Annotated in this window: 21 protein-coding genes and 1 tRNA gene; 7 read left to right on the plus strand and 15 right to left on the minus strand. The window is 67.4% G+C overall.

All coding sequences use genetic code 11. The features are described from left to right. The 3 genes from cruF to crtD are packed head-to-tail and all read right to left on the minus strand — an operon-like array spanning position 1 to position 3,219. A complete protein-coding gene (gene cruF / locus NJQ44_RS14085; protein WP_254271986.1) occupies positions 1-861 on the minus strand; it encodes a bisanhydrobacterioruberin hydratase in 861 nt (286 codons plus the stop codon). Further along, on the minus strand, positions 854-1,735 hold the full coding sequence (locus NJQ44_RS14090) for a prenyltransferase (RefSeq protein ID WP_254271987.1): 882 nt from the start codon (positions 1,733-1,735) through the stop codon (positions 854-856). Before NJQ44_RS14090 ends, cruF begins: the two co-directional genes overlap by 8 nt. Further along, positions 1,732-3,219 (minus strand): carotenoid 3,4-desaturase, encoded by a 1,488-nt coding sequence (crtD, locus tag NJQ44_RS14095; protein WP_254271988.1) that lies wholly within the window; start codon positions 3,217-3,219, stop codon positions 1,732-1,734. Before crtD ends, NJQ44_RS14090 begins: the two co-directional genes overlap by 4 nt. A gap of 145 nt (positions 3,220-3,364) precedes the next feature. Between crtD and NJQ44_RS14100 the strand changes: the two genes are divergently transcribed. From NJQ44_RS14100 to NJQ44_RS14110, 3 genes are all read left to right on the plus strand, one after another. Further along, the gene (locus tag NJQ44_RS14100) at positions 3,365-4,054 is read left to right on the plus strand and encodes an SDR family NAD(P)-dependent oxidoreductase (protein WP_254271989.1); all 690 of its coding nucleotides are present in this window, start codon (positions 3,365-3,367) and stop codon (positions 4,052-4,054) included. A 45-nt stretch (positions 4,055-4,099) separates the two neighbouring features. Continuing rightward, positions 4,100-4,972, plus strand: coding sequence for a ZIP family metal transporter (locus NJQ44_RS14105; protein WP_254271990.1), 873 nt, complete (start codon positions 4,100-4,102; stop codon positions 4,970-4,972). A gap of 97 nt (positions 4,973-5,069) precedes the next feature. Then, a complete protein-coding gene (locus NJQ44_RS14110; RefSeq protein ID WP_254271991.1) occupies positions 5,070-6,119 on the plus strand; it encodes a PAS domain S-box protein in 1,050 nt (349 codons plus the stop codon). 23 nt (positions 6,120-6,142) lie between these two features. Here NJQ44_RS14110 and NJQ44_RS14115 read toward each other — a convergent pair whose 3' ends face one another. The 8 genes from NJQ44_RS14115 to NJQ44_RS14150 all read right to left on the minus strand — a co-directional run bounded on the left by NJQ44_RS14115 (position 6,143) and on the right by NJQ44_RS14150 (position 12,064). Then, entirely contained in the window at positions 6,143-7,066 is a 924-nt protein-coding gene (locus tag NJQ44_RS14115) for a hypothetical protein (RefSeq protein WP_254271992.1), read from the minus strand. Between the two features lie 63 nt (positions 7,067-7,129). Next, on the minus strand, positions 7,130-7,660 hold the full coding sequence (locus tag NJQ44_RS14120) for an NUDIX hydrolase (RefSeq protein ID WP_254271993.1): 531 nt from the start codon (positions 7,658-7,660) through the stop codon (positions 7,130-7,132). Between the two features lie 24 nt (positions 7,661-7,684). Then, a complete protein-coding gene (locus NJQ44_RS14125) occupies positions 7,685-8,008 on the minus strand; it encodes a transcription factor S (RefSeq protein WP_254271994.1) in 324 nt (107 codons plus the stop codon). A 38-nt stretch (positions 8,009-8,046) separates the two neighbouring features. Further along, positions 8,047-8,703 (minus strand): DUF8135 domain-containing protein, encoded by a 657-nt coding sequence (locus tag NJQ44_RS14130; RefSeq protein WP_254271995.1) that lies wholly within the window; start codon positions 8,701-8,703, stop codon positions 8,047-8,049. Next, positions 8,696-9,616, minus strand: a complete 921-nt coding sequence (locus NJQ44_RS14135; protein ID WP_254271996.1) for a flagellar biosynthesis protein FlhF — start codon at positions 9,614-9,616, stop codon at positions 8,696-8,698. The genes NJQ44_RS14130 and NJQ44_RS14135 overlap by 8 nt, the downstream gene beginning before the upstream one ends. 93 nt (positions 9,617-9,709) lie before the next feature. Further along, a complete protein-coding gene (locus NJQ44_RS14140) occupies positions 9,710-10,546 on the minus strand; it encodes an RAD55 family ATPase (RefSeq protein ID WP_254271997.1) in 837 nt (278 codons plus the stop codon). Positions 10,547-10,787: 241 nt separating this feature from the next. Next, positions 10,788-11,753, minus strand: coding sequence for a beta-ribofuranosylaminobenzene 5'-phosphate synthase family protein (locus tag NJQ44_RS14145; RefSeq protein ID WP_254271998.1), 966 nt, complete (start codon positions 11,751-11,753; stop codon positions 10,788-10,790). A 134-nt stretch (positions 11,754-11,887) separates the two neighbouring features. Beyond that, positions 11,888-12,064, minus strand: coding sequence for a hypothetical protein (locus NJQ44_RS14150; protein WP_254271999.1), 177 nt, complete (start codon positions 12,062-12,064; stop codon positions 11,888-11,890). A gap of 175 nt (positions 12,065-12,239) precedes the next feature. Between NJQ44_RS14150 and ilvD the strand changes: the two genes are divergently transcribed. Then, the gene (gene ilvD, locus NJQ44_RS14155; protein WP_254272000.1) at positions 12,240-13,982 is read left to right on the plus strand and encodes a dihydroxy-acid dehydratase; all 1,743 of its coding nucleotides are present in this window, start codon (positions 12,240-12,242) and stop codon (positions 13,980-13,982) included. A gap of 96 nt (positions 13,983-14,078) precedes the next feature. Continuing rightward, positions 14,079-14,321, plus strand: a complete 243-nt coding sequence (locus tag NJQ44_RS14160) for a hypothetical protein (protein WP_254272001.1) — start codon at positions 14,079-14,081, stop codon at positions 14,319-14,321. A 132-nt stretch (positions 14,322-14,453) separates the two neighbouring features. Here the strand turns inward: NJQ44_RS14160 and NJQ44_RS14165 are convergent. Both NJQ44_RS14165 and NJQ44_RS14170 read right to left on the minus strand, forming a co-directional pair. Then, positions 14,454-14,538: transfer RNA gene (locus NJQ44_RS14165), tRNA-Leu, on the minus strand. Positions 14,539-14,578: 40 nt separating this feature from the next. Then, complete coding sequence (locus NJQ44_RS14170; protein WP_254272002.1) at positions 14,579-14,920, minus strand: ferredoxin; 342 nt, start codon at positions 14,918-14,920, stop codon at positions 14,579-14,581. A 294-nt stretch (positions 14,921-15,214) separates the two neighbouring features. Here NJQ44_RS14170 and NJQ44_RS19490 point away from each other — a divergent pair, with 294 nt between their 5' ends. Then, positions 15,215-15,343 (plus strand): hypothetical protein, encoded by a 129-nt coding sequence (locus NJQ44_RS19490; RefSeq protein ID WP_256557173.1) that lies wholly within the window; start codon positions 15,215-15,217, stop codon positions 15,341-15,343. Positions 15,344-15,439: 96 nt separating this feature from the next. Here the strand turns inward: NJQ44_RS19490 and NJQ44_RS14175 are convergent, their stop codons facing one another. Further along, complete coding sequence (locus tag NJQ44_RS14175) at positions 15,440-16,216, minus strand: MOSC domain-containing protein (RefSeq protein WP_254272003.1); 777 nt, start codon at positions 16,214-16,216, stop codon at positions 15,440-15,442. 150 nt (positions 16,217-16,366) lie between these two features. Here NJQ44_RS14175 and NJQ44_RS14180 point away from each other — a divergent pair, with 150 nt between their 5' ends. After that, entirely contained in the window at positions 16,367-18,724 is a 2,358-nt protein-coding gene (locus tag NJQ44_RS14180) for an amino acid permease (protein ID WP_254272004.1), read from the plus strand. Here the strand turns inward: NJQ44_RS14180 and NJQ44_RS14185 are convergent. Beyond that, a complete protein-coding gene (locus NJQ44_RS14185) occupies positions 18,721-19,269 on the minus strand; it encodes a peptidylprolyl isomerase (protein ID WP_254272005.1) in 549 nt (182 codons plus the stop codon). The two genes, NJQ44_RS14180 and NJQ44_RS14185, sit on opposite strands and share 4 nt — an antisense overlap. Positions 19,270-19,299: the final 30 nt, after the last annotated feature.

Raw genomic sequence — 19,299 nt, forward strand, 5'->3', positions numbered from 1 at the left:
CTATCTCCAGACCGCGCTGCCCAGTCGCGTCTCCGAGAGGTCGAAGTCGAAGCGGTCGGTCCACAACAGACCCGCACCCAGTAGCGCGGCGAGCGCGACCGGTATCCAGTTGCCGTAGAAGGCGTTGATACCGCCCCAGAGGACGACGAAGCTCACGAGGTCGTCGAGCATGAACTCGCACTGGTCGAGCCGTCGGTACAGGCCAGCACGGTCGAACCCCCAGTCGAACAGCAGGACGGCGACGGTCCCCGAGAGGAGCCAGCCGCGGTAGTTCGACCACGGGACGCCGTAGAACTGCTGGACCTCGTACTCCCAGAAGCCGATGGCGACGGCACCCGGGTCCAGCACCAAGTCGACGAGCATGACCGCCGCCAGCGTCGCCAGCAGTCGCGGGAGCGCCGACTCCGCGCGGCGGCCGAGCAAGAGCAGGACCAGCAGATAGGCGTTCAACACTAACGGGAAGAAAAACACCGGGAGGCCGAGCGGCACTTCCCCGAACAGCATCGGCCCCAAGTCGACGCCGTAGGCGAACTCGCCGTAGGGCCACCCCGTCGTCACGCCGTACAGTTCGATGCCGTACGAATAGGCCGTCAGCGCGACGAGGGCGAATGTCGCCTTCCGGTCCAAGAGGGGGAACACCCCGGCGACCAGCGGCAGACGCATCACGAGCGTCCCGAACAGGACGAAAAACGGGTTGTACGCGAGCGGCGGCGGGAGCAGTCCCTCGGCGCTCGCCAACAGCGTCACCGCGCCGACGAGGGGGAAGACGACGGCGATGGTGAAGCGGTGCTCGCGGACGAGGGCGTCCAGTCGCGCGCCCGCCTCGCGTCGGTTCGCGGGCAGTCGCCGCGTCTCAGCCATACAGCATCACCCACAGGCCGACGAGCGTGAAGGCCATCCCGACGAGGCCGTTGATGGCGGGATACCACCAGTAGGCCTCCTCAACGTCGACGCCGACGGCAAGGATACCGAAGACGAGGGCGGGGTAGACGAGCAAAAGCGCGCCGAACGCCCAGTGCGTGAGGGCGAACGTGGCCGCGGCCGCGAGCCAACACGCCGCGCAGTAGTAGTACGTCCGGGACTCCCCGAGGTACGTCGCCGTCGTCTGGATGCCCGCCTCTCGGTCCGGGTCGATGTCCGGAATCGCCGAGAACGTGTGCATCCCCATCGTCCAGAGCCACGCGCCCGCGACGGCCGCGGCGGGCGGCGCGACGCCCGCGACGGCGGCGTAGGCGACGACGCCCGGCAGGATGTACAGGCCGTTCGACAGCGAGTCCAGAAACGGCGTCGTCTTGAAGCGCAGGGGCGGCGCGGAGTACTCGACGGAGAGGGCCGCCCACGCGAGCAACGCGACGACGCCGAGCGTCGGCAACCGCGGGAGGAACGCCGCCGCGAGCAGTCCGGACCCGACGATAGCGGCGACGGTGAGGGCGTCGCCGCGATAGCTGACCTCGCGACCCTCGTCTTTCTTCGGGTTGTGTTCGTCGACATCCCGGTCGAACACGTCGTTGACGCCGTAGAGGAAGACGTTCGCCGGAATCGTGAAGTACAGGAACAGCGCGACGGCCAGCGGCGAGAACAGTTCGCTCGGCCCCGCGGCCGCGTAGGTCACCGCGACGACGACGGGACCGCCCTGATACAGCCAGAATCGGGGGCGAGAGAGCCAGAACAGGTAGCCCAGGCGCGTCTCTCGGGAGGGAGCGACCCCGCGCAGACGGTCCGTGACGGTGCTCATTCGTTGTCGCTGATGAGGCGCTGTGCCGTGTGTTCGCCGCTGATGAGACACATCGGGACGCCGATACCGGGCGTCGTGAACGACCCGGTGAAGTACAGGCCGTCGACGGCCGACGAGCGGTTGTTCGGCCGCAGGAGCGCGGTCTGACGGAGGGTGTGGGCCAGTCCCAATGCGGTCCCCTCGGTGGCGTTGTAGCGCTCGCCGAAGTCCGAGACGGCGAACTGCTTCTCGTAGACGATGCGGTCGCGGAGGTCGACGCCGGTGTTCTGGGCGATGTCGGCCAGAATCTTCTCGCGGTACTCCTCGCGAATCGCCTCGCCGTCGTGCAGGCCCGGCGCGATGGGGACGAGGACGAACAGGTTCGAGTGGCCCTCCGGGGCCACCGTCGGGTCCGTCTCGCTCGGCACGCAGAGGTAGTACGCCGGTTCGTCCGGCCAGTCCGGGTCGTCGAAGATGTTCTGGAAGTGCGGGTCCCAGTCCGTCGGCAGGACGAGCGTGTGGTGCTCCAAGGGGTCCACGTCGCCCTCGACGCCCATGTACATCAGGAAGGCCGACGGGGCGTAGGTCCGGTCGTCCCAGTAGTCGTCGTCGTACTGTCGCTCGTGGTCGGGCAGGAGTTCGCGTTCGGCGTGGGCGTAGTCGGCGTTGACGACCACCTCGTCGGGGTGGTGCGTCTCGCCGTGGACCGTCTCGACCAGAAAGCCCTCCCGCCGACGGGAAATCTCCCTGACCTCGCTGTCCGTCTCGTAGGTGACGCCGAGGCTCTCACCGAGTTCGACGAGGCCGTCGACGACGGCCCCGATGCCGCCGTCGGGGTAGTAGACGCCGAGGTTGAAGTCGACGTGACTCATCATGTTGTACAGCGCGGGCGTGTTCTTCGGCGACCCGCCGAGGAACACGAGCGTGTACTGCATTATCTGCTGGAGTTTCGGGTGCTCGAAGTAGTCCTCGACGTGGCCCTGCATCGACCCGATCAGTTGCAGACCGATGGGCGCGGCGGTCATCACGTCCAAGTCCACCCAGTCGCGCAGGGTGGAGCGGTCTTCGTAGACGAACTTGTTCATCGCCGTCTCGTAGTGACGCTCGCTGGTCGCAAGGTACTCGTCGAACGCCTCGGCCGCGCCGGGTTCGTACTCCTCGAACTTCTGGCGCATCTCGTCGTTGTTGCCGGTCACGTCCAACCGGTCGCCGTCCTTGAAGAAGATGCGGTAGTGGGGGTCCAGTCGGGTGAGGTCGTAGTAGTCGCCCGGTTCCTTCCCGAAGTACGCGAAGAATCGCTCGAACACGTCGGGCATCAGGTACCACGACGGTCCCATGTCGAACTTGAATCCGTCTTCCTCCAAGCGGGACGCGCGGCCGCCCAACTGCTCGTTTTTCTCCAGCAACCGGACGTTCACACCGGCGTCGGCGAGAAAGCAGGCCGCAGAGAGGCCACCGAACCCGCCGCCGACCACGACCACGTCGTCTCCGGACACGTCACTCATTACCTATCTGTGAAGTTCGGAACGACAATAAATACGCGGCCAAACAGGATGGGTGTGCGAGAGTAAGACACGGCGCCGGGGTGGCCGTATCGCGGGTGACCCGCGAAGTGACAACGGAGATACGGCTGGCGCGACAACGAGGGGTATGGACGCGACAGTGGTCGTGACCGGAGCGAGTCGGGGAATCGGCGAAGCGGTCGCGCGGGCAGTCGCTGACGCGGGCGGGCACGCCGTCATCTGTGCCCGCGACGCCGACGCAATCGAACGCGTCGCCGACGACATCGGGGCCGAGGGCGGCCAAGCGACGGCGGTGCGCGCCGACGTGCGCGACGAGTTCGACGTGGAGCGACTGCTCGAAACCGCCGCGCGCCTGAACGGGGCCGTCGACGGTATCGTCGCCAACGCAGGCGTCTACCACGGAATACCGGGCGAGACGCCCCTCCACGAAGAGTCCTACGCGGCCTTCGACGACCACCTCCGGACGAACGCCCGCGGGGTGTTCGCTACCGTTCGCGAGGCGGTCCCGCACCTCGCCACGGACGCCCGCGTCGTCGTCCCGACGGGGGTCGTCGCCCGCGAAGGGATGCCCGGGTACGGGTCCTACGCCGTGTCGAAGGCCGCCGCGGAGGCCGTCGCTCGCGGGTTCGCCGCCGACCTCGACGCGACGGTGGGGGCCGTCGACCCCGGCAAGGTGGCGACGCCCCTCTCCGGCGACGGCGGGCGTGCCCCCGCGGACGTAGCGGGCATGGTCCTGTGGGCGCTCACCGACGCGCCGACCGCCCACCTCGACGGCGAAGTCCTCGACTGGGGCGACTACCGACAGGCGACCCGGTAACGCCGACCGGGGGATTTATTACTAATGCGTAGCTGTGAATAACTAATGGCTATTAACGAAATTCCTGTTTTTAATAACAGCGAGAAACTGTCGGTCGTCGGCCTCGGGAGCGTCGTCGCGTTGGTCGCGCTGTCGGCCCTCGCGGTGACCGGCGACGCGCGGAAAGTGCTGGTCATCTCGTGGGTCGCGTTCCTCGCGATGGGAGTAGGCGCGTGGCTCGGTGGCCGGTCCACCGACACGAGTCCCTACCGTCTGGTGTGGGGCTACGGCCTCGCAAGCGGGGCGATGGTCACCTCGGCGGCGATGTTTCTGGTCCCGCAGGCGATGGGTCTGGGGACCGCCGCGGGGACGCCCCGCATCGGCGGCATCGGTATCGCCGTCGGTATCATCGCCGGGTACGGAACCCACACCATCGGCCACCGACTCACCCACGTCGAGACGTCGTTCGACACGACGACGGCCGCCATCGCCGCTCACGCCCTCTCGGCGGGCCTCATCATCGGTATCGTCTACGCATCGATGCCGACGCTCGGCCTGTTGCTCGGCCTCGCAATCGTCTCGCACAAAGGCCCGGCCGGGTACGCCGCCGCTCGCCGCCTGCGACGGGAGGGCAAGTCCCCTACGGCCCTGTTGCTCCCCGCCGCAGGCGTCGGCCTGACTGGCATCCCCTCGGCGATGCTGCCCGTCCCGCAGACACCGCTGACCAACGCCCTCGTCTTTGGCTTCGCCGCCGGTATCTTCCTCCACGTCGCGATGGACTTCCTCCCCAACTGCGAGGCGGGCAGCGAGATAGACGAGGTCTGCTCGCTCCACGAGCACTCCCACGACCTACTGGACGAACTCCGAACCCACGCCGTTGGCTCTACCGTCGTCGGCGCGGCCCTCGTCGTCGCCGCGTGGGTGGTCGTCGCTCCCTGACTCGGTTCACCTGTCCGTAAACTGACCAGACGGTCGGCTGTCGTATCCCCCGTCGATTCGGGGCGGTAGCTATAACCTCCCGGTTCGAAACCCGGGTATGAGTGGCGGATTACTGCCCGAATTTGCCGATTTGCTGAACGTTACACTTCTCATACATCACCCGGAAACCGACGAGATTCTCGACGCCAACGCCGCCGCCGAGTCGCTGTACGGCTACTCCCGTACCGAGTTGCGAGAATTGACTATCTCCGACATCAGCACCGAATCCCCGCGATTTCACCAGTCGAAGGCAGAGCAGCGAATCAGCGACGCGGCGAACGGTGACTCCCGTTCGTTCGAGTGGCAGATACGCCGCGCCGACGACGAGGTCCGGTGGGTCCTCGTCAGCCTCAGCCGCGTCCGTCTCGGCGGCGCGGCCTACGTCCTCGGTGAGATACAGGATATCACCGAGTTCAAGCGTCGCACCCGCCGACTGCAACTACTCCACCGCATCATCCGCCACAACCTCCGCAACGAGATGACCGTCGTCATGGGCCGTGCGGGCTACCTCGAGGACGCGCTGGAAGACGAAGACTACGAGCGACAGGCCGAATTGATTCGCGAAGTCGCACAGAAGGTCGGCGACATCACCGACTCCGTCGCCCAGATAGAGGAGATCGCGACCAACGACTCCACCGACTTCATCCCCGTCGAAATCACGGGACTCCTCGACGAGTACGCCGCGGAGTTAGCGTCGGAGTTCCCCGAGGCGACCATCACGGTTGGCGGCGACAGAGGCGAGGAGGCGTGGGTCTTTGCCGACCAGGGCCTGCGGTACGCCATCGAACACGCCATCGAGAACGCCGTCGTTCACAACGACGCCGACGACCCGACGGTCACGCTGGAAGCGACGGCGGACACCCGGGCCGGTCGGGTCTACTTACGAATCGTCGACGACGGGCCGCCGATTCCCGAGTCGGAGATAGACGCCGTCAACGCGGAGGGGGATGTCTCGGACGTGCGCCACGGGAGCGGTGTCGGTCTGTTCGTCATGAAGTGGTGCGCCGAATCCCTCGGCGGAAAGCTCGATATCTACGAGGGGGAAGCGGGCGGCAACGTCGTCGAGTTCACCCTGCCGTCGCTGGAGACCCACGACGACGCGGAGTGAGCGGACGCCGACGGGCTACCGGCCTACCGCGTCTCGGTGGCCGTCCCGTGGGCCGTCCCGACCGGCGTGTCCGTCGGCGTCCCCGATTCCGTCCTCGTCTCGGTCCCGTCCTCGGCGGGCGAAATTCGCACCGTCGCGTCCTGTGAGTCGCCCGGGGCGTCGAGTCGATAGACCGCCTCGTGCGGCGGGTCCGCGAGGTACGGACTCTTCGCGTCGAACGTCCGCGTGGCCGTCTCGCCGGGGTCGAGGTCACCGACGATACGCCCGACCGGCGCGTACGCGACCCGCGGGCCGCTGACGTTCAACGCGAGGACGAACCGGCCCGGAGCGTCCCCGACGTTTTCGACGTGGACTCTGACGGTCGGGTCGTCGTCGACCGTCACCGTCTCCGGGCCGTCGAGCGTGACCGAAAAAGGAGGTAACGGAGCACGCAGTCGCGAACGGACGCGCTCCGACGGGACCCACTCGCCGCCGGGCCACGACAGGCGGGCGTCGCTGGCGTCGCCGGTCTCGGGCAACGGAACGACGACCGGCCCGCCGCCGTCGCCGTACTGCACCGCCCACTCACCCTCTCGGTAGAGGCCGTCGTAAATCGACTCGGGCGGGTGTCTCGACCCATCGAACCGGAAGACGAAGTCCTCGTAGGCCGGTGTCGGCCCCTCGACGCCGACATCCAACAGGAGGTACTGTCCGGCGTCGTCGAAGACACCGATGGAGTCCGGACTGTTCGGCCCGACGACGCCGGGCTGGACCGCGGCCGACCGGACCGAGACGCTCGATTCGCTAGTGGTCGTGCGTTCGTCGTCTTTCGTCCAGGTCCCGCTCTCCGGCGAGGGGACGGGCGTTACGCTGTCAGTCGTCTCGCTGTCACCCGTATTCGCCGGTCCCATGCAACCGGGCGCGGCCAGCAGCGAGCCACAGAGGGCGAGGAGGCGGCGGCGTCGCATACCCCGACTTCTGCCGATTGCTGTAAGTGTCTTCAGGAGGCTTCGACGCCATTTTGACCGTCCTCACTCGTCGACGTTCGTCGCCGGAATCTCGTGGAGGGCGTCGGGCACCTCGGCGAACCACCTGGCTTCGAGCACCTCGCCGTCACCGCTCGCGTCGGCGTCGCCGGCGTCGTACTCGCCCTCGAACTCCACGGTGAGCATGTGGAGCCGTCGTTCCGGGTCCTCCGCGTGGGCGATGGTCTTCCAGCGCGCGTAGTACAGGCCCGTCAGCGTACACTCGACGCCCGTCTCCTCGCGAACCTCGCGGCGGGCCGTCTCGTCCAGTCCCTCGCCGGGTTCGTGGCCGCCGCCCGGCGTCCCCCACGTCTCCGGCGCGCCGGGGTGTCTGATGAGCAGGACTCGGTTCTCGTCGTCGGTCACCCACGCCCCAGCGTCGCCCAGCCATCCCTCCTCGGCGAGTTCCCGACCGCGAGCGAAGAACTCCGGGTCGTTCGTGACCGTCTCGCGCCTGACCGGCACCTCGCCGTAGGCGTCGATGAGTCGCTCCAGTTCCTCGCGGACCGCCTCGCGGGTCCGCGCTTCGAGTGTCATGGCAGATGGCGGTGGGCGAGCGGCTTAGTTGTACTCCCGCCAGCGGTGCCCACAGTCTTGGCACTTGAAGAAGCGCGTCGGCGGTTCGTCTGCCGAGCCCGTTTGCTTGATAGTGTACCACGCCTTCCCGTGGCCGCAGTCGTCGCAGGTCACGTCGTCGGCGGTGGGTTTTCCCTCGAAGTCCGCGCCCTCCTCCGTCTCGATGACGTCGTCGTCGCTCTGTTCGTCCGTCGTGACGAACGCGGCCGCTCTGTCGGCGTCCTTCGCGACGCGCGCGCCGCAGGACTGACACTCCATCTCGTCGCCGTCCGCGTGCATCATCGAACCGCAGTCGTCGCAAAACTGCATACCGACCACTGGACGGCGGCGGCAGAAAGACGTTTCTCTTACTCGGCGTTCCCGAGTTCGCGCTGTTCGGCGACGACCGGACAGTCCAGCAGTTTGACCGTCTCCACGTCGAGAAACTCCACGATTTCGGTGCCGTCCTTCGTGCAGTGGACATCGGGCGGTGCAGAGAAGTACTCGCACTGCTCGCAGTAGCGGTGTTTCGACACCTCGGCGTAGCGAGACTCGCCCTCCGAGTCGGTCGGCGCGTCCTCGTCGAGCGAGGCCCACACCTCGTCGGCGTCGACGGACTCCACGTCGACGGACTCGAAGACGCTCTCGCCGCTCCCGCCGAACGGGTCGCCGCCGCGTTCTGCCATGCCGTCGAAGGGGTCCCGAGAGGAGGCACGGGTAGGCGGCGAATCCGCGTCGGCCTCGTTCGTGTCGACCGGTAGGCCGAACTCGTCGGCGGTAGACGGCCCGGCCACCGACGCCGAGGTGCTTCCGGTCTCTGCGTCGGGACTGCCCCTCGGTGGCTCCGTCTGCGGGTCGCCAGCGTCCGGAGGGTCGGCGTCCGGAGGGTCAGCGTCCGATGGGGCATCGGCAGTCCCTCCGCTCTCGTCGTCCGTGTCGGGCGGCCCGCCGAGGGCCTCGAAGGGGTCGCCCTCCCGGTCGTCGACCCCGAGGTCCGCGAAGGGGTCGTCCTCGTCGTCAGTCATTGCTCGGTCCGGCCTCCAGTTGGGCGGCGGTGACGAGGCGCGCCTTCTTCCGGAAGATGCCACCGTCGGGTCGCACGTCCGAGACGGTGCTGTTGCAGTGGGGACACTGCGGTTCCGTCAGCAGGCCGATGTCGACCGACTCGCCGCAGTTCTGGCACGAGGCCGTCGAGATGCCTTCCTGTGCGGCCGCGCGTTTGATTCGGTCGACGGCTTTCTGCTGTGCGTCCCGGCCGCCCTGACTGTCCCGGAGGTCGCTGACGACCCACGCGACGCGGGTCAGTTTCTCTTCGATGTCCGCCAAGCGACGTTCCACGTCTTCGGCACGGGCCGCCACGTCGTCGATGCGCGTTCCCTGCTCGTCGAGGTCGGCTTCGAGCGCGTCGCCGAGGGCGTCGAGGTCCCGCTCTAACGCGGCGGTCATCGACTCCAACTCGTCGACCGTCGCGAACTCGTCGTGGTCGTGGTCCGCGGCGGCCTTCTCGTCGAGTTCGCGTTTGAGTTGGATGACGCGCTCGCGAACGTCGGCTATCTTCCCCTGAAACTCCGCGTCGAGCGCCTCGAACCGGTCGTCGAGGCGGCCCTCGACAGCGTCCGTGATGTGGGGCAAGCGGTCGCCGACGGTCGAGTCCACCGACTCGTCCAGTCGGTTCGCGACCACCTCGTCCACCGTCGCAGCGACCGACGCTTCGATTTGGTCCTGTATCGCGTCGCCTGTGGCCGCGTCCACGTCGACGAGCGCCGACAGGGACGCCGCTTCGTCCATCTCGACCGTCGTTCGGTACGCTGCCAGCAACTGCCGAATCACCACCTCGCGGGGGGCGTCGAGCGACGCCGCGTGCTCGTTTAGCCACTCGTCGAGTTCCGGCGGCAATTCGACGGTGACCGCCCCCTCCTCCGCCGACTCACTGGCCATTACGTACGGGTTGAGGAAGTGGATAGTTAAGGGTTTACCGCCGATTTCAACCCGCGAGACTGGGTGCGGGCCGTCGTCGGCGTGACCGCCGGGTCAGCGAATCTTGCGAACGTCGCTGATGTCGAACCCGGCGTCCCCGATTTCCGTCTCGAACTGGACGATGTTCTCCTCCTCGATTTGCGAGAGGACGCCGCGGAACTGCTTGACGACGAGCGTCCGCGCACGCGTCGACCCCCCGGACTCCCACGAGAACTCCATCGTCCCGTGGGCCGCCTCGCTCAGTTGGCCCTGGCGCGTGTCCGACAGCGTCTCGTGGTTGAGGTGTAAGAGGATGAGGCCCCCCCACTGGTGGGCCGCCTTCTGGATGCCCGAGACGAGGAAGGAGAGGTCCGCCCAGTCGATGTCTTCGCCCATCGCGCTGACGAGGTCCGACAGCGAGTCGATGACGACGAGGTTGCCCGGGGCGACCCGACTGAGTTTCGACCCCAAGGCCCCCAGCAAGCCGTCGCGTTCGTGGCGCGCTCGCAGGTCCTTGATGTTGGGCGTCTGCTCGGCGTACCACGACCGGGGGACCGGACTCATGTGGAAGTACCGCTCGGACATGTCGTGGAACTCGACGCCGTCGAGGCCCGCTTCCAGCAGTTCCGCGTCCATCGCCAGTCGCATCTCGTCGGCCAGTTGGTCCTCGCTGGCGGTGAAGGAGACGTAGTGGACCTCCTCCGGGGCGACGGCGTCGGCCGACGGCGTCCCGTAGTAGAGGTCGTACAGTTCCTCGTCGGTATCGGTGAGGCCGTTGATGACCGCGCTCGTGTGCATGAACTCGCGCGCCCCCGCCCCCGATTCGCCGGAGAGCAAGACGACGCTACCGGACGGCGCGCCACCGTTGACGATGGCATCGAGTTGCTTCACGCCGAACGGGATACGCTCCATACACCCATTGTCCGGTGGGGTCGCTTAAACGCTTGCCCTGCTGGCAGGAGTCGCGTGGCGTCCGTGGGTCGGCGACAGATGCGACATTGCGAACACGCAGAAAGCCCCGAATGGCTCCGGTCGATGCCCTCGCTGCGCTCCTCACTCACTCCGTTCGTTCCGGTGCTTGCGTCGGCCGTCTTCCCGGCCCCACTCGCCCCTTTCAGTCCGCCCGTGTGGTTGAGTCGGCGCCCGAAACCCCCTATTCGTCGAGCGACGCGCCGACGTTTCGCGGGGCGACCACTGACACCTCGCCGTCGACGCCAGCGGCCTCCAGCGCCGCCTCGCCAGCCTTTCGAGCGGCGTCCATCCCGTCGGTATCGGTCAGTCCCCACACCGTCGGTCCCCACGAGGACTGGCCCGCGCCCGTCACGGCCGGTGCGTCGGTGAGTCGTTCCACGAGGGCCCCCGCGGGCGGGCGGTAGACGCCGCCCTGCTCGTCGGCGTACCACGCCCCGTTCAACCGGCCGAGGCGGGCCGCCGCCGCCCCGAACGCCCGTCGGTCGCGGTTCGCGACGGCCGGGAGGAGACGGCGGGTGAGCAGGGTCGATATCTCGTCGCCGATACCCGGGTCGGCCCGTTCGACGGCTTGGCGCATGCTCTGGTCCTCCGCCCTCCCGCTCTGCCCGGGGTCCGTATCGGGCACGACGAGGAGGAACCGCCAGTGAGCGGGCACGTCGTGGTGAGCGATGACGGGCGGTACTTCCCAGTCGCCCTCGGCGGGCGGTTTCGCGGTGAAGCGCTCCGTCGGATGACCGCCGTCGACGACGAACCCGCCGTGTTCGAACGTCGCGACGCCGACGCCGCTTCGGCCGCCGCGCCCCAGTCGCGGGGCGAACGTCCGCGCGTCGGCCGTCGTGTCGTGGGCGCGGGCGACGGCGACGAGGGACGCCAGGGCCAGTTGGGTCCCGCTCCCGAGACCGACGTGGCGGGGGAACCGCTCTCGAATCTCGACCCTCGCGCCGGGCACGTCGAGGGCGTCGACGGCGCGGCGGACGTACGGTTCGGCGGCGGGGTCGGGGCACTCGACGGCGTCGGCGGGGTCGGCACTGACGACGAGTCGCGGTTCGTCGAGTGCGAGACCGACGCCGCCGTACAAGCGGTCGTGTGCGAGCGCGAGGTTCTGGAAGCCGAAGTGAAGCCGCGCGGCGGTCGTGACCGTCGCCATGCGCGCCGGTTTGCGACCCCCGAAAATGAAGCTAGCGGCTCGACGCCGTCACGTCGACGAACCGCGTCGAGACCCACGACCGCCCCGGGAAACACGCTCGGGGCGTTACTCCACGCCGTCAGTCAGTCAATCAGTCAGTTCTCGTCGGTCTGTCGTGTCCCGAAGGCGTTCGGGTCCCGACTCGCGTCGTTCGTGACTCGAATCCCGGTCTGCCGCGGTAACGCCGTCCTCACCAAGCCGTCGTCGGCACGCACGGAAGCCCCCACTCCCGCGTCGAGCGTGCGGCGACAGCGATTGTGTCCATCTACCATGCCTACCCCCCACGCTAACGATACCGAATATCTGGTAAAAAGTTTTCTATAATTGTTTGCAATTCGTTCAAACACTCGAATAGCGGGCTGTCGTGGTTCCGCGTGCGAACCGAAAGTCGCCCGCCGCGCCGGTCGTAGCCGTGCGCTTAAGGCCCCACACCGTCAGGTTTCGTGTATGAGCCAGCAGGAACACCGCGAGGAATCGGGCAAGGACCCGAGCCTCCGGAGTAACGAAGTCACCGAAGGGACAGAACGCGCCCCGCACCGGGCGATGTTCCGCGCGATGGGCTACGACGACGAGGACCTGACCTCGCCGATGGTCGGCGTCGCCAACCCCGCCGCCGACATCACGCCCTGTAACGTCCACTTAGACGACGTGGCCGACGCCGCCTACGACGGCATCGACGACGCCGACGGGATGCCCATCGAGTTCGGCACCATCACCATCTCCGACGCCATCTCGATGGGGACCGAGGGAATGAAGGCGTCGCTCATCTCCCGCGAGATGATCGCCGACTCCGTCGAACTCGTCTCCTTCGGCGAGCGCATGGACGGCCTCGTCACCATCGGTGGCTGTGACAAGAACATGCCCGGCATGATGATGGCCGCCATCCGCACGGACCTCCCGAGCGTCTTCCTCTACGGCGGTTCGATTATGCCCGGCGAGCACGACGGCCGCGAAATCACCGTCCAGAACGTCTTCGAGGGCGTCGGTGCCGTCGCCCAAGGCGACATGACCGAGGACGAACTCGACGAGATGGAGCGCCACGCGTGCCCCGGCGCTGGCTCCTGCGGGGGGATGTTCACCGCCAACACGATGGCCTCGATGTCCGAAGCCCTCGGACTCGCTCCCCTCGGGTCCGCCGCGGCCCCCGCCGAACACGAGGACCGCTACGACATCGCCGAGGAGGCGGGCGAAATCGTCCTCGACGCCATCGAGAACGACCGCCGCCCCTCCGACATCCTCTCGAAGGAATCCTTCGAGAACGCCATCGCCCTACAGGTCGCCATCGGTGGCTCTACCAACGCCGTCCTCCACCTGCTGGCACTGGCCGCCGAGGCCGACGTGGACCTCACCATCGACGAGTTCGACGAAATCTCCCGCCGCACCCCGAAAATCGCGAACCTCCAACCCGGCGGCACGCGCGTCATGAACGACCTCTTCGAAGTCGGCGGCATCCCGGTCGTCCTCCGCCGTATGCTTGAGGCCGACCTCATCCACGGCGACGCCCCGACCGTCACCGGTCGGACCATCGCCGAGGAACTCGCCCACCTCGAAGAGACCGGCGCGATTCCCGACGACGAGGACATCGACGCCGACTACCTCTACCCCGTCGACGACCCCTATCAGGACGAGGGCGCGATCAAGATTCTCTCGGGCAACCTCGCGCCCGACGGCTCCGTGCTGAAAGTCACCGGCGACGATAAGTTCCACCACGAAGGCCCCGCCCGCGTCTTCGAGAACGAGGAGGACGCGATGGCCTACGTCCAGTCGGGCGACATCGAATCCGGCGACACCATCGTCATCCGCAACGAAGGCCCCCGCGGTGGCCCCGGCATGCGCGAGATGCTCGGCGTCACCGCCGCCGTCGTCGGCGCGGGCCACGAGGACGACGTGGCGCTCCTGACCGACGGCCGCTTCTCCGGTGCGACCCGCGGCCCGATGATCGGCCACGTCGCACCCGAAGCCTTCGTCGGCGGCCCCATCGCCGCGCTGGAAGACGGTGACACCGTGACCATCGACATCCCCGACCGCACGCTGGCCGTCGACCTCTCCGAGGACGAACTCGAACATCGCCTCGCCGACCGCGACGACCCCGAACCGCCCTACACCGACGGTGTGCTGGCGAAGTACCACCGCGACTTCGGGTCCGCCGCGAACGGCGCGGTGACGAACCCGAGCGCGAAGTGGGAGTAGGGAAGCGTCGAGCGAAGCGAGGGGGCTCACGGACCCGTACCGGCGCTCGTCCAGACCCGCAACACCCGAGTGCCCCCGCCACGTAGCCGACCCACTGTGACCGAGACGTACGTCTGTTCGAACTGCCACGCGACCGTCACTCGGCCGTTCGAGATTCGCTCCATCATCCGTACCTGTGACGAGTGCGGGACCAACGGCCGTTTTCTCCACCAGTCGCTCGTCGAGTCGCTCGCCTCGCTCCCCGCCGACGAACTCCCCGACGACTGGGACGCGCTGCCGCTGGACAAGCGGTTCGAGTTGGCGCTGAAACGCGGCCTGATTCAACTGACGCGGGGGTAGCGCGCCGTCGTCGACTGCTATGCGAGGAATGGGATTCTCACTCGATTGCAAACGCTCGCTCCGCTCGCGTTTCCGTAGTTCGAAACCACCCGTTTCAATCACACGTCCCTCACGTCTGTTCGGGCGATTTGATGCGAGGGATGGGATTCGAACCCATGGACCCCTACGGGAGCGGGTCTTAAGCCCACCGCCTTTGGCCAGGCTCGGCTACCCTCGCGCAGTCGAACCTGGACACCGGGGGACAAAACGGGTTTCGGTTACCAGTCGACCGAGAGGGTGCCGTCGCCGTGCGGGTCGGGCGCGATTTCCTCGTTGGTCCGCCGGTCGACGACGTGGATGACGCCGCGGTCTTTCTTCGCCGGGCAGATGTCGGCCGCCGCGACGTTGTGGTCGAGTTCGTCCTCGCCGAAGAAGTACGTCTTCGGCGTGGCGATGCCCGTATCGAGGTCCAGCGACCAGTTCGCCGACACCTCGGCGCACTTCCCCGCGCCGAAGCATTTGTTGGCCTCGAAGATGATTTTGTAGGGCTTCTCCTCGACGGGCGGCGCGTTCTGTTCGCCGACCTCGCTCGGGTCGACTGGCTCGTCGGCGGCAGTCATATCTGTACGTTACCACCGACGGACTTTCGGTTGTCGGTTTCGCTCGCTCGGACGCGCTTGGACCGCCCCCGTCGGCGGGGCCGAGCGTCGCCGCTCCGCCGCGGACGCCGTCCACTCTAGGGACCTAATACGCTTTGGCGATTCACCGCCCAGTCGGGATGCTATCCGGGCTGGACGGTAGCGGAGGGAGACGAACGGCGCGGAACGGCGCTCACGGCGTCGTCTGTACACCCTAATATTGTATTGTCAGTATTATAACAACCTTCTTGACCCCTGACGGGGCAACTGTGAGTAATGGCAACCCGACAGCATTCCGCGGTGAACGCGTACCAATGTCCGAAGTGCACCGGCGCACTCTCGTTCGACAACAACTCCTGGGACTGCACCCACTGCGGGCACGTCCCGCGGCACAGCGCCGACTGAAACACTCCGCCGTCGCTGTCTCGTCGACGGCACCCCTCGTCCCCAGCAGGTCCATCGCGTGTCATGGCCCGGTCGCCCCGCCTCGGGGCGGCCCATTCACGAGACGGTTTTTACCACGTCGCCGACCGCTAGCGTCGCGCCTCTGTCGGATTCCGGCACGCGAGCGATGAGCATCAGCGTGTAGAAGTGGTCGAACGCGTCTCGGTCGGCCCACGCGGGAAACGTCGCTTCCCGACGTTCGAGGAACCGCTCTCTGAACTCTGCCGTCGTCTCACCGGTGTCGGGGTCCCGTTCGGGGACGACGCACCGGCCACAGGGGGTGACGCCTTCGATGCGGACGCCGCCAGCCTCGAACGCCGGCGCGTCGGCCCCGACGAACCGGTCTTCCCAGAACGGTTCGACGCCGCCCACCTCGATGTTCGCGCGGAGGCGGCGGCGCATCCCGTCGACGGTCACCTCGTCGAACCATCCCGCGACCGTCTCCAGGGTCGCCGTGCTGACGACCGACGGTCCCATCTCCCGGCGGTCGACGTAGCCCGTCTCCGTATCGCGGACGACCGAGAGGTCACAGTCGAACACCTCCCCGAACCACGCCGCCGCCCGGTCCCGCCCCTCGTCAGTCCCGAGCGCGAACCGGTCACCCCCCATCTCGGGCACCGTCGCGGTGAGCGTCCGGTCGTCGGGGTCGTAGTCCGTCCGTACGTCGTGGACGCGCGTCGTCCGCTTCCCGTTGACCACGTCGCCGTCGGCGTCGAACATGGCGAACTCTCGGTCGTGTGCGAGCGTGCCGCCCGGGAGAACCCGCACTCGGTCGCGGTCGTGACCGTCCAGTGCCTTCACCGGATACACGGTGAGTCGCTCGATGTGCGTCACTGCTCGACGGGAGGTCGTCGGCGGTGATAGCCGTTGTCACTCGCCGCGTCCGCTTCGGAACGCCCGACTTGGCGGCGTCGGCGAGAATCCCCCGGAATGTCAGGAAGCGATACCATTACATAGCGACTGGCACAACCGGACCCCAGACGAATGGTCGAACACACCCGGACCCTCGACTTCAAAATCGCGTTCGCTATCGGTCTCGGGACGATGATTGCGGCGGGTATCTTCTCGCTGTCGGGCACCGCCGTCGCCGCCATCGGGTCGAGCGCCGTCGTCGCGTTCGTCATCGCGGCGCTCATCGCGGGCGTGACGGCGGCGGCCTACTCCGAGTTCGCCTCCATCTACTCCGAGAACGGCGGCGGCTACCTCTTCTGTTCGCGGACCTTCGAGGACCGCGACCTGCTGACCTACGCCATCGGGATGTCCCTGTTCTTGGGCTACACCGGCACGACGGCGTTCTATCTGGCGACGATGGACGAGTGGATGTTCGAGTTCGTCCTCCCCGAGTCGCTGCACGTCCTGCCCCACGGAACCACCGGTGTCGTCGCGGCGGTCCTCTTGGGCGTCCTCAACGCCCGTGGGACTGAGGAGAGCGGTGGCTTCCAACTCATCGTCACCGGCGCGAAAGTCGCCGTCCTCTTCGCGTTCATCGCCGGCGCGTTCGCGTTCCGAGGGCCGTCGACGGCGGTCACGACGTTCGCGACCAACTTCGGCGGGGACGCCATCAGCATCCTCACTATCTCCGCGCTCGCGTTCATCACGTTCTTCGGCTTCTCGGCCATCGCGGCCAGCGCCGGGGAGATTATCGACCCGCAGAAGACCGTCCCACGGGCCATCGCCGCGAGCATGGTCACCGTCACTGTGCTCTACGCGCTGGTCATCGTCGCGATGGTCAACTCCCCCGTTCCGCCGGAGGTCATCGCCGAACAGGGCGAGACGGCGATGGGCGAAGTCGCGGCCGGATTCCTCGGGAGTATCGGTCGCTCGCTCATCGTCGCCGGGGCCATCTTCTCGATGGTGTCGGCGTCGAACGCCTCCATCCTCGCGGCCAGTTCCATCGGGTCGCTGATGGGGCGACAGGGGCAGGCCCCCCGCCGGTTCTCGCGCATCCACCGCGAGTACGGGACGCCGTTCTGGAGCGTGATGACGGCGACGGCGACCATCGTCGCCCTCATCGTCCTGTTCATCGCCGTCTTCCCCGCCGAGGGCGGGATACTGCCGTTCGACCTCACCGTCTCGCTTCCGGCGCTCGGAACGCTCACGCTCACCGAACTCGGCCTGACTGCGCTGACCGGGTTCGCCACGCTGAACCTCCTCATGCCGCTGGCGGTGGTCAACGTCGCGCTCATCTACTCCCGCCGGAAGTTCCCGGACATCAAGCGCGGCTTCCGCGTGCCCGGCGTGCCGGTCGTGCCCGTCGTCGGGGTGCTGGCGAACATCGGCCTCATCTACAACCTCCCGCGAATCGGCGTCGTCACCGGCCTCGTCCTGACGGCCGTCCTCGTCGTCGCCTATCTCGTGTGGGGCGGCGCACCCGGAACCGAGGACCTCCTGCGGGAAGTCGTCCCGGAGACGGAACCGGAACCCGAGGCGGCGGCCGCCGAAACGACGGCCCCGCAGTTCCGGGTCCTCATCCCCGTTGCTCGCCCGGACCGGGCCTTACGGTACACGAAACTGGCGGCCGCGCTGGCGAAAGTCTCCGACGAAGAACCGCTGGTCCACGTGCTGAACGTCACGCAGGTCCCCGACCAGACGCCGTGGGAGACGGTCCAAGACACCGCCCGCGCCCGGACCGAGCGGATTCAGGAGGAACTGGCCGACGTCGGCTTAGACGTCGACTACACCGTCGAGGGCCACACCTGCCGCGACGTGGCCTTCGACATCGTCCAGACGGCCCGGGACGAGGAGGCCGACCTCATCTTGATGGGGTACCCCGAACGCCATCAGGACGTGACCGAGACGGTCGAGCGCGAAGCGCCGTGTGACGTGTTCTTCGCGGACACGACGGTGTCGGCCGAGGACTTGGGTATCATCAACATCGGCGCTGGCGGCGGCCCGCACCACCAGGCGCTCCTCCCCCTCGTCAACGCCCTCGGACAGGCCGGGAGCGAACTCCACCTCATCAACGTCTCTTCCGGTGACCGCGGGTCGGACGAAGCGCCGGGGACGACTCTCGACGCCCTCGCGGGCGTGGAGACGACGCAGGTCCACAGCATCATCTCGGACTCGGTGGCCTCGGGACTGGTCGAGACGGCCGCAGACAACGGCGGCGTCCTCGTCATCGGTGCGTCCCGGGACCGCTGGCTCAGACAGGCGCTGTTCGGTAGCACGCCCGACTCGGTCATCGCGCTGGCCGCCGAGAAGGACGTGCCGGTGCTCGTCTACGCCAGCGAGACGAGCGTCTCCGGACGGTTGAGCGAACGGTTCTTCCCGGTCGTCAGATACCTCAGAAAGCGATTCCCGCGGTCACGGTCACAGCAGTCCGGAAGCCCCGAACGGAGTTAGCGGTTGATTTCGACGGATTCGAGCAGAATCGGCGTCGTCGGTGCGTCGTTCATGTCCGTGTCCGCGCTCCCGATGTCCTCGACCACGTCCATCCCGTCGACGACTTTCCCGAAGACGGCGTGTTTGCCGTCGAGGTGGGGTTGCGCGCCCAGCGTGATGAAGAACTGCGAGCCGTTGGTGTTCGGACCGCGGTTCGCCATGCTGAGGACGCCCGCCCCGTCGTGGGAGAGTTCGTCGTCGAACTCGTCGTCGAAGGTGTAGCCGGGGCCGCCGCGACCGGTGCCGGTCGGGTCGCCCATCTGAATCATGAAGTCGTCGATGATGCGGTGAACCTCGATGTCGGTGTAGAGCGGGTCGATGCGCTTCTCGCCGGATTCCGGGTCCTCCCACGCGCCCGTACCGGGGCCGACTTCGGTCCCGTCGTAGTCGTTCGCGCCCTCCGCGAGGCCGACGAAGTTCTCGACGGTGTTGGGGACTCGGTCGTCGTACAGTTCCACTTCGATGTCGCCTTCCGTCGTGTGGAGCGTCGCTGTCAAGTCGCTCATACCCGGCCCGACGGCAGCGCTGCAGAAAAG

This window comes from Haloarcula marina (assembly GCF_024218775.1).
GTDB classification, from domain to species: Archaea; Halobacteriota; Halobacteria; order Halobacteriales; family Haloarculaceae; genus Haloarcula; species Haloarcula marina.

Excerpts from the sequence above, each read along its gene's own strand:
- cruF (WP_254271986.1), bottom strand. The coding sequence starts at position 861 with ATGGCTGAGACGCGGCGACTGCCCGCGAACCGACGCGAGGCGGGCGCG.
- NJQ44_RS14090 (WP_254271987.1), bottom strand. The coding sequence starts at position 1,735 with ATGAGCACCGTCACGGACCGTCTGCGCGGGGTCGCTCCCTCCCGAGAG.
- crtD (WP_254271988.1), bottom strand. The coding sequence starts at position 3,219 with ATGAGTGACGTGTCCGGAGACGACGTGGTCGTGGTCGGCGGCGGGTTC.
- NJQ44_RS14100 (WP_254271989.1), top strand. The coding sequence starts at position 3,365 with ATGGACGCGACAGTGGTCGTGACCGGAGCGAGTCGGGGAATCGGCGAA.
- NJQ44_RS14105 (WP_254271990.1), top strand. The coding sequence starts at position 4,100 with ATGGCTATTAACGAAATTCCTGTTTTTAATAACAGCGAGAAACTGTCG.
- NJQ44_RS14110 (WP_254271991.1), top strand. The coding sequence starts at position 5,070 with ATGAGTGGCGGATTACTGCCCGAATTTGCCGATTTGCTGAACGTTACA.
- NJQ44_RS14115 (WP_254271992.1), bottom strand. The coding sequence starts at position 7,066 with ATGCGACGCCGCCGCCTCCTCGCCCTCTGTGGCTCGCTGCTGGCCGCG.
- NJQ44_RS14120 (WP_254271993.1), bottom strand. The coding sequence starts at position 7,660 with ATGACACTCGAAGCGCGGACCCGCGAGGCGGTCCGCGAGGAACTGGAG.
- NJQ44_RS14125 (WP_254271994.1), bottom strand. The coding sequence starts at position 8,008 with ATGCAGTTTTGCGACGACTGCGGTTCGATGATGCACGCGGACGGCGAC.
- NJQ44_RS14130 (WP_254271995.1), bottom strand. The coding sequence starts at position 8,703 with ATGACTGACGACGAGGACGACCCCTTCGCGGACCTCGGGGTCGACGAC.
- NJQ44_RS14135 (WP_254271996.1), bottom strand. The coding sequence starts at position 9,616 with ATGGCCAGTGAGTCGGCGGAGGAGGGGGCGGTCACCGTCGAATTGCCG.
- NJQ44_RS14140 (WP_254271997.1), bottom strand. The coding sequence starts at position 10,546 with ATGGAGCGTATCCCGTTCGGCGTGAAGCAACTCGATGCCATCGTCAAC.
- NJQ44_RS14145 (WP_254271998.1), bottom strand. The coding sequence starts at position 11,753 with ATGGCGACGGTCACGACCGCCGCGCGGCTTCACTTCGGCTTCCAGAAC.
- NJQ44_RS14150 (WP_254271999.1), bottom strand. The coding sequence starts at position 12,064 with ATGGTAGATGGACACAATCGCTGTCGCCGCACGCTCGACGCGGGAGTG.
- ilvD (WP_254272000.1), top strand. The coding sequence starts at position 12,240 with ATGAGCCAGCAGGAACACCGCGAGGAATCGGGCAAGGACCCGAGCCTC.
- NJQ44_RS14170 (WP_254272002.1), bottom strand. The coding sequence starts at position 14,920 with ATGACTGCCGCCGACGAGCCAGTCGACCCGAGCGAGGTCGGCGAACAG.
- NJQ44_RS19490 (WP_256557173.1), top strand. The coding sequence starts at position 15,215 with ATGGCAACCCGACAGCATTCCGCGGTGAACGCGTACCAATGTCCGAAG.
- NJQ44_RS14180 (WP_254272004.1), top strand. The coding sequence starts at position 16,367 with ATGGTCGAACACACCCGGACCCTCGACTTCAAAATCGCGTTCGCTATC.
- NJQ44_RS14185 (WP_254272005.1), bottom strand. The coding sequence starts at position 19,269 with ATGAGCGACTTGACAGCGACGCTCCACACGACGGAAGGCGACATCGAA.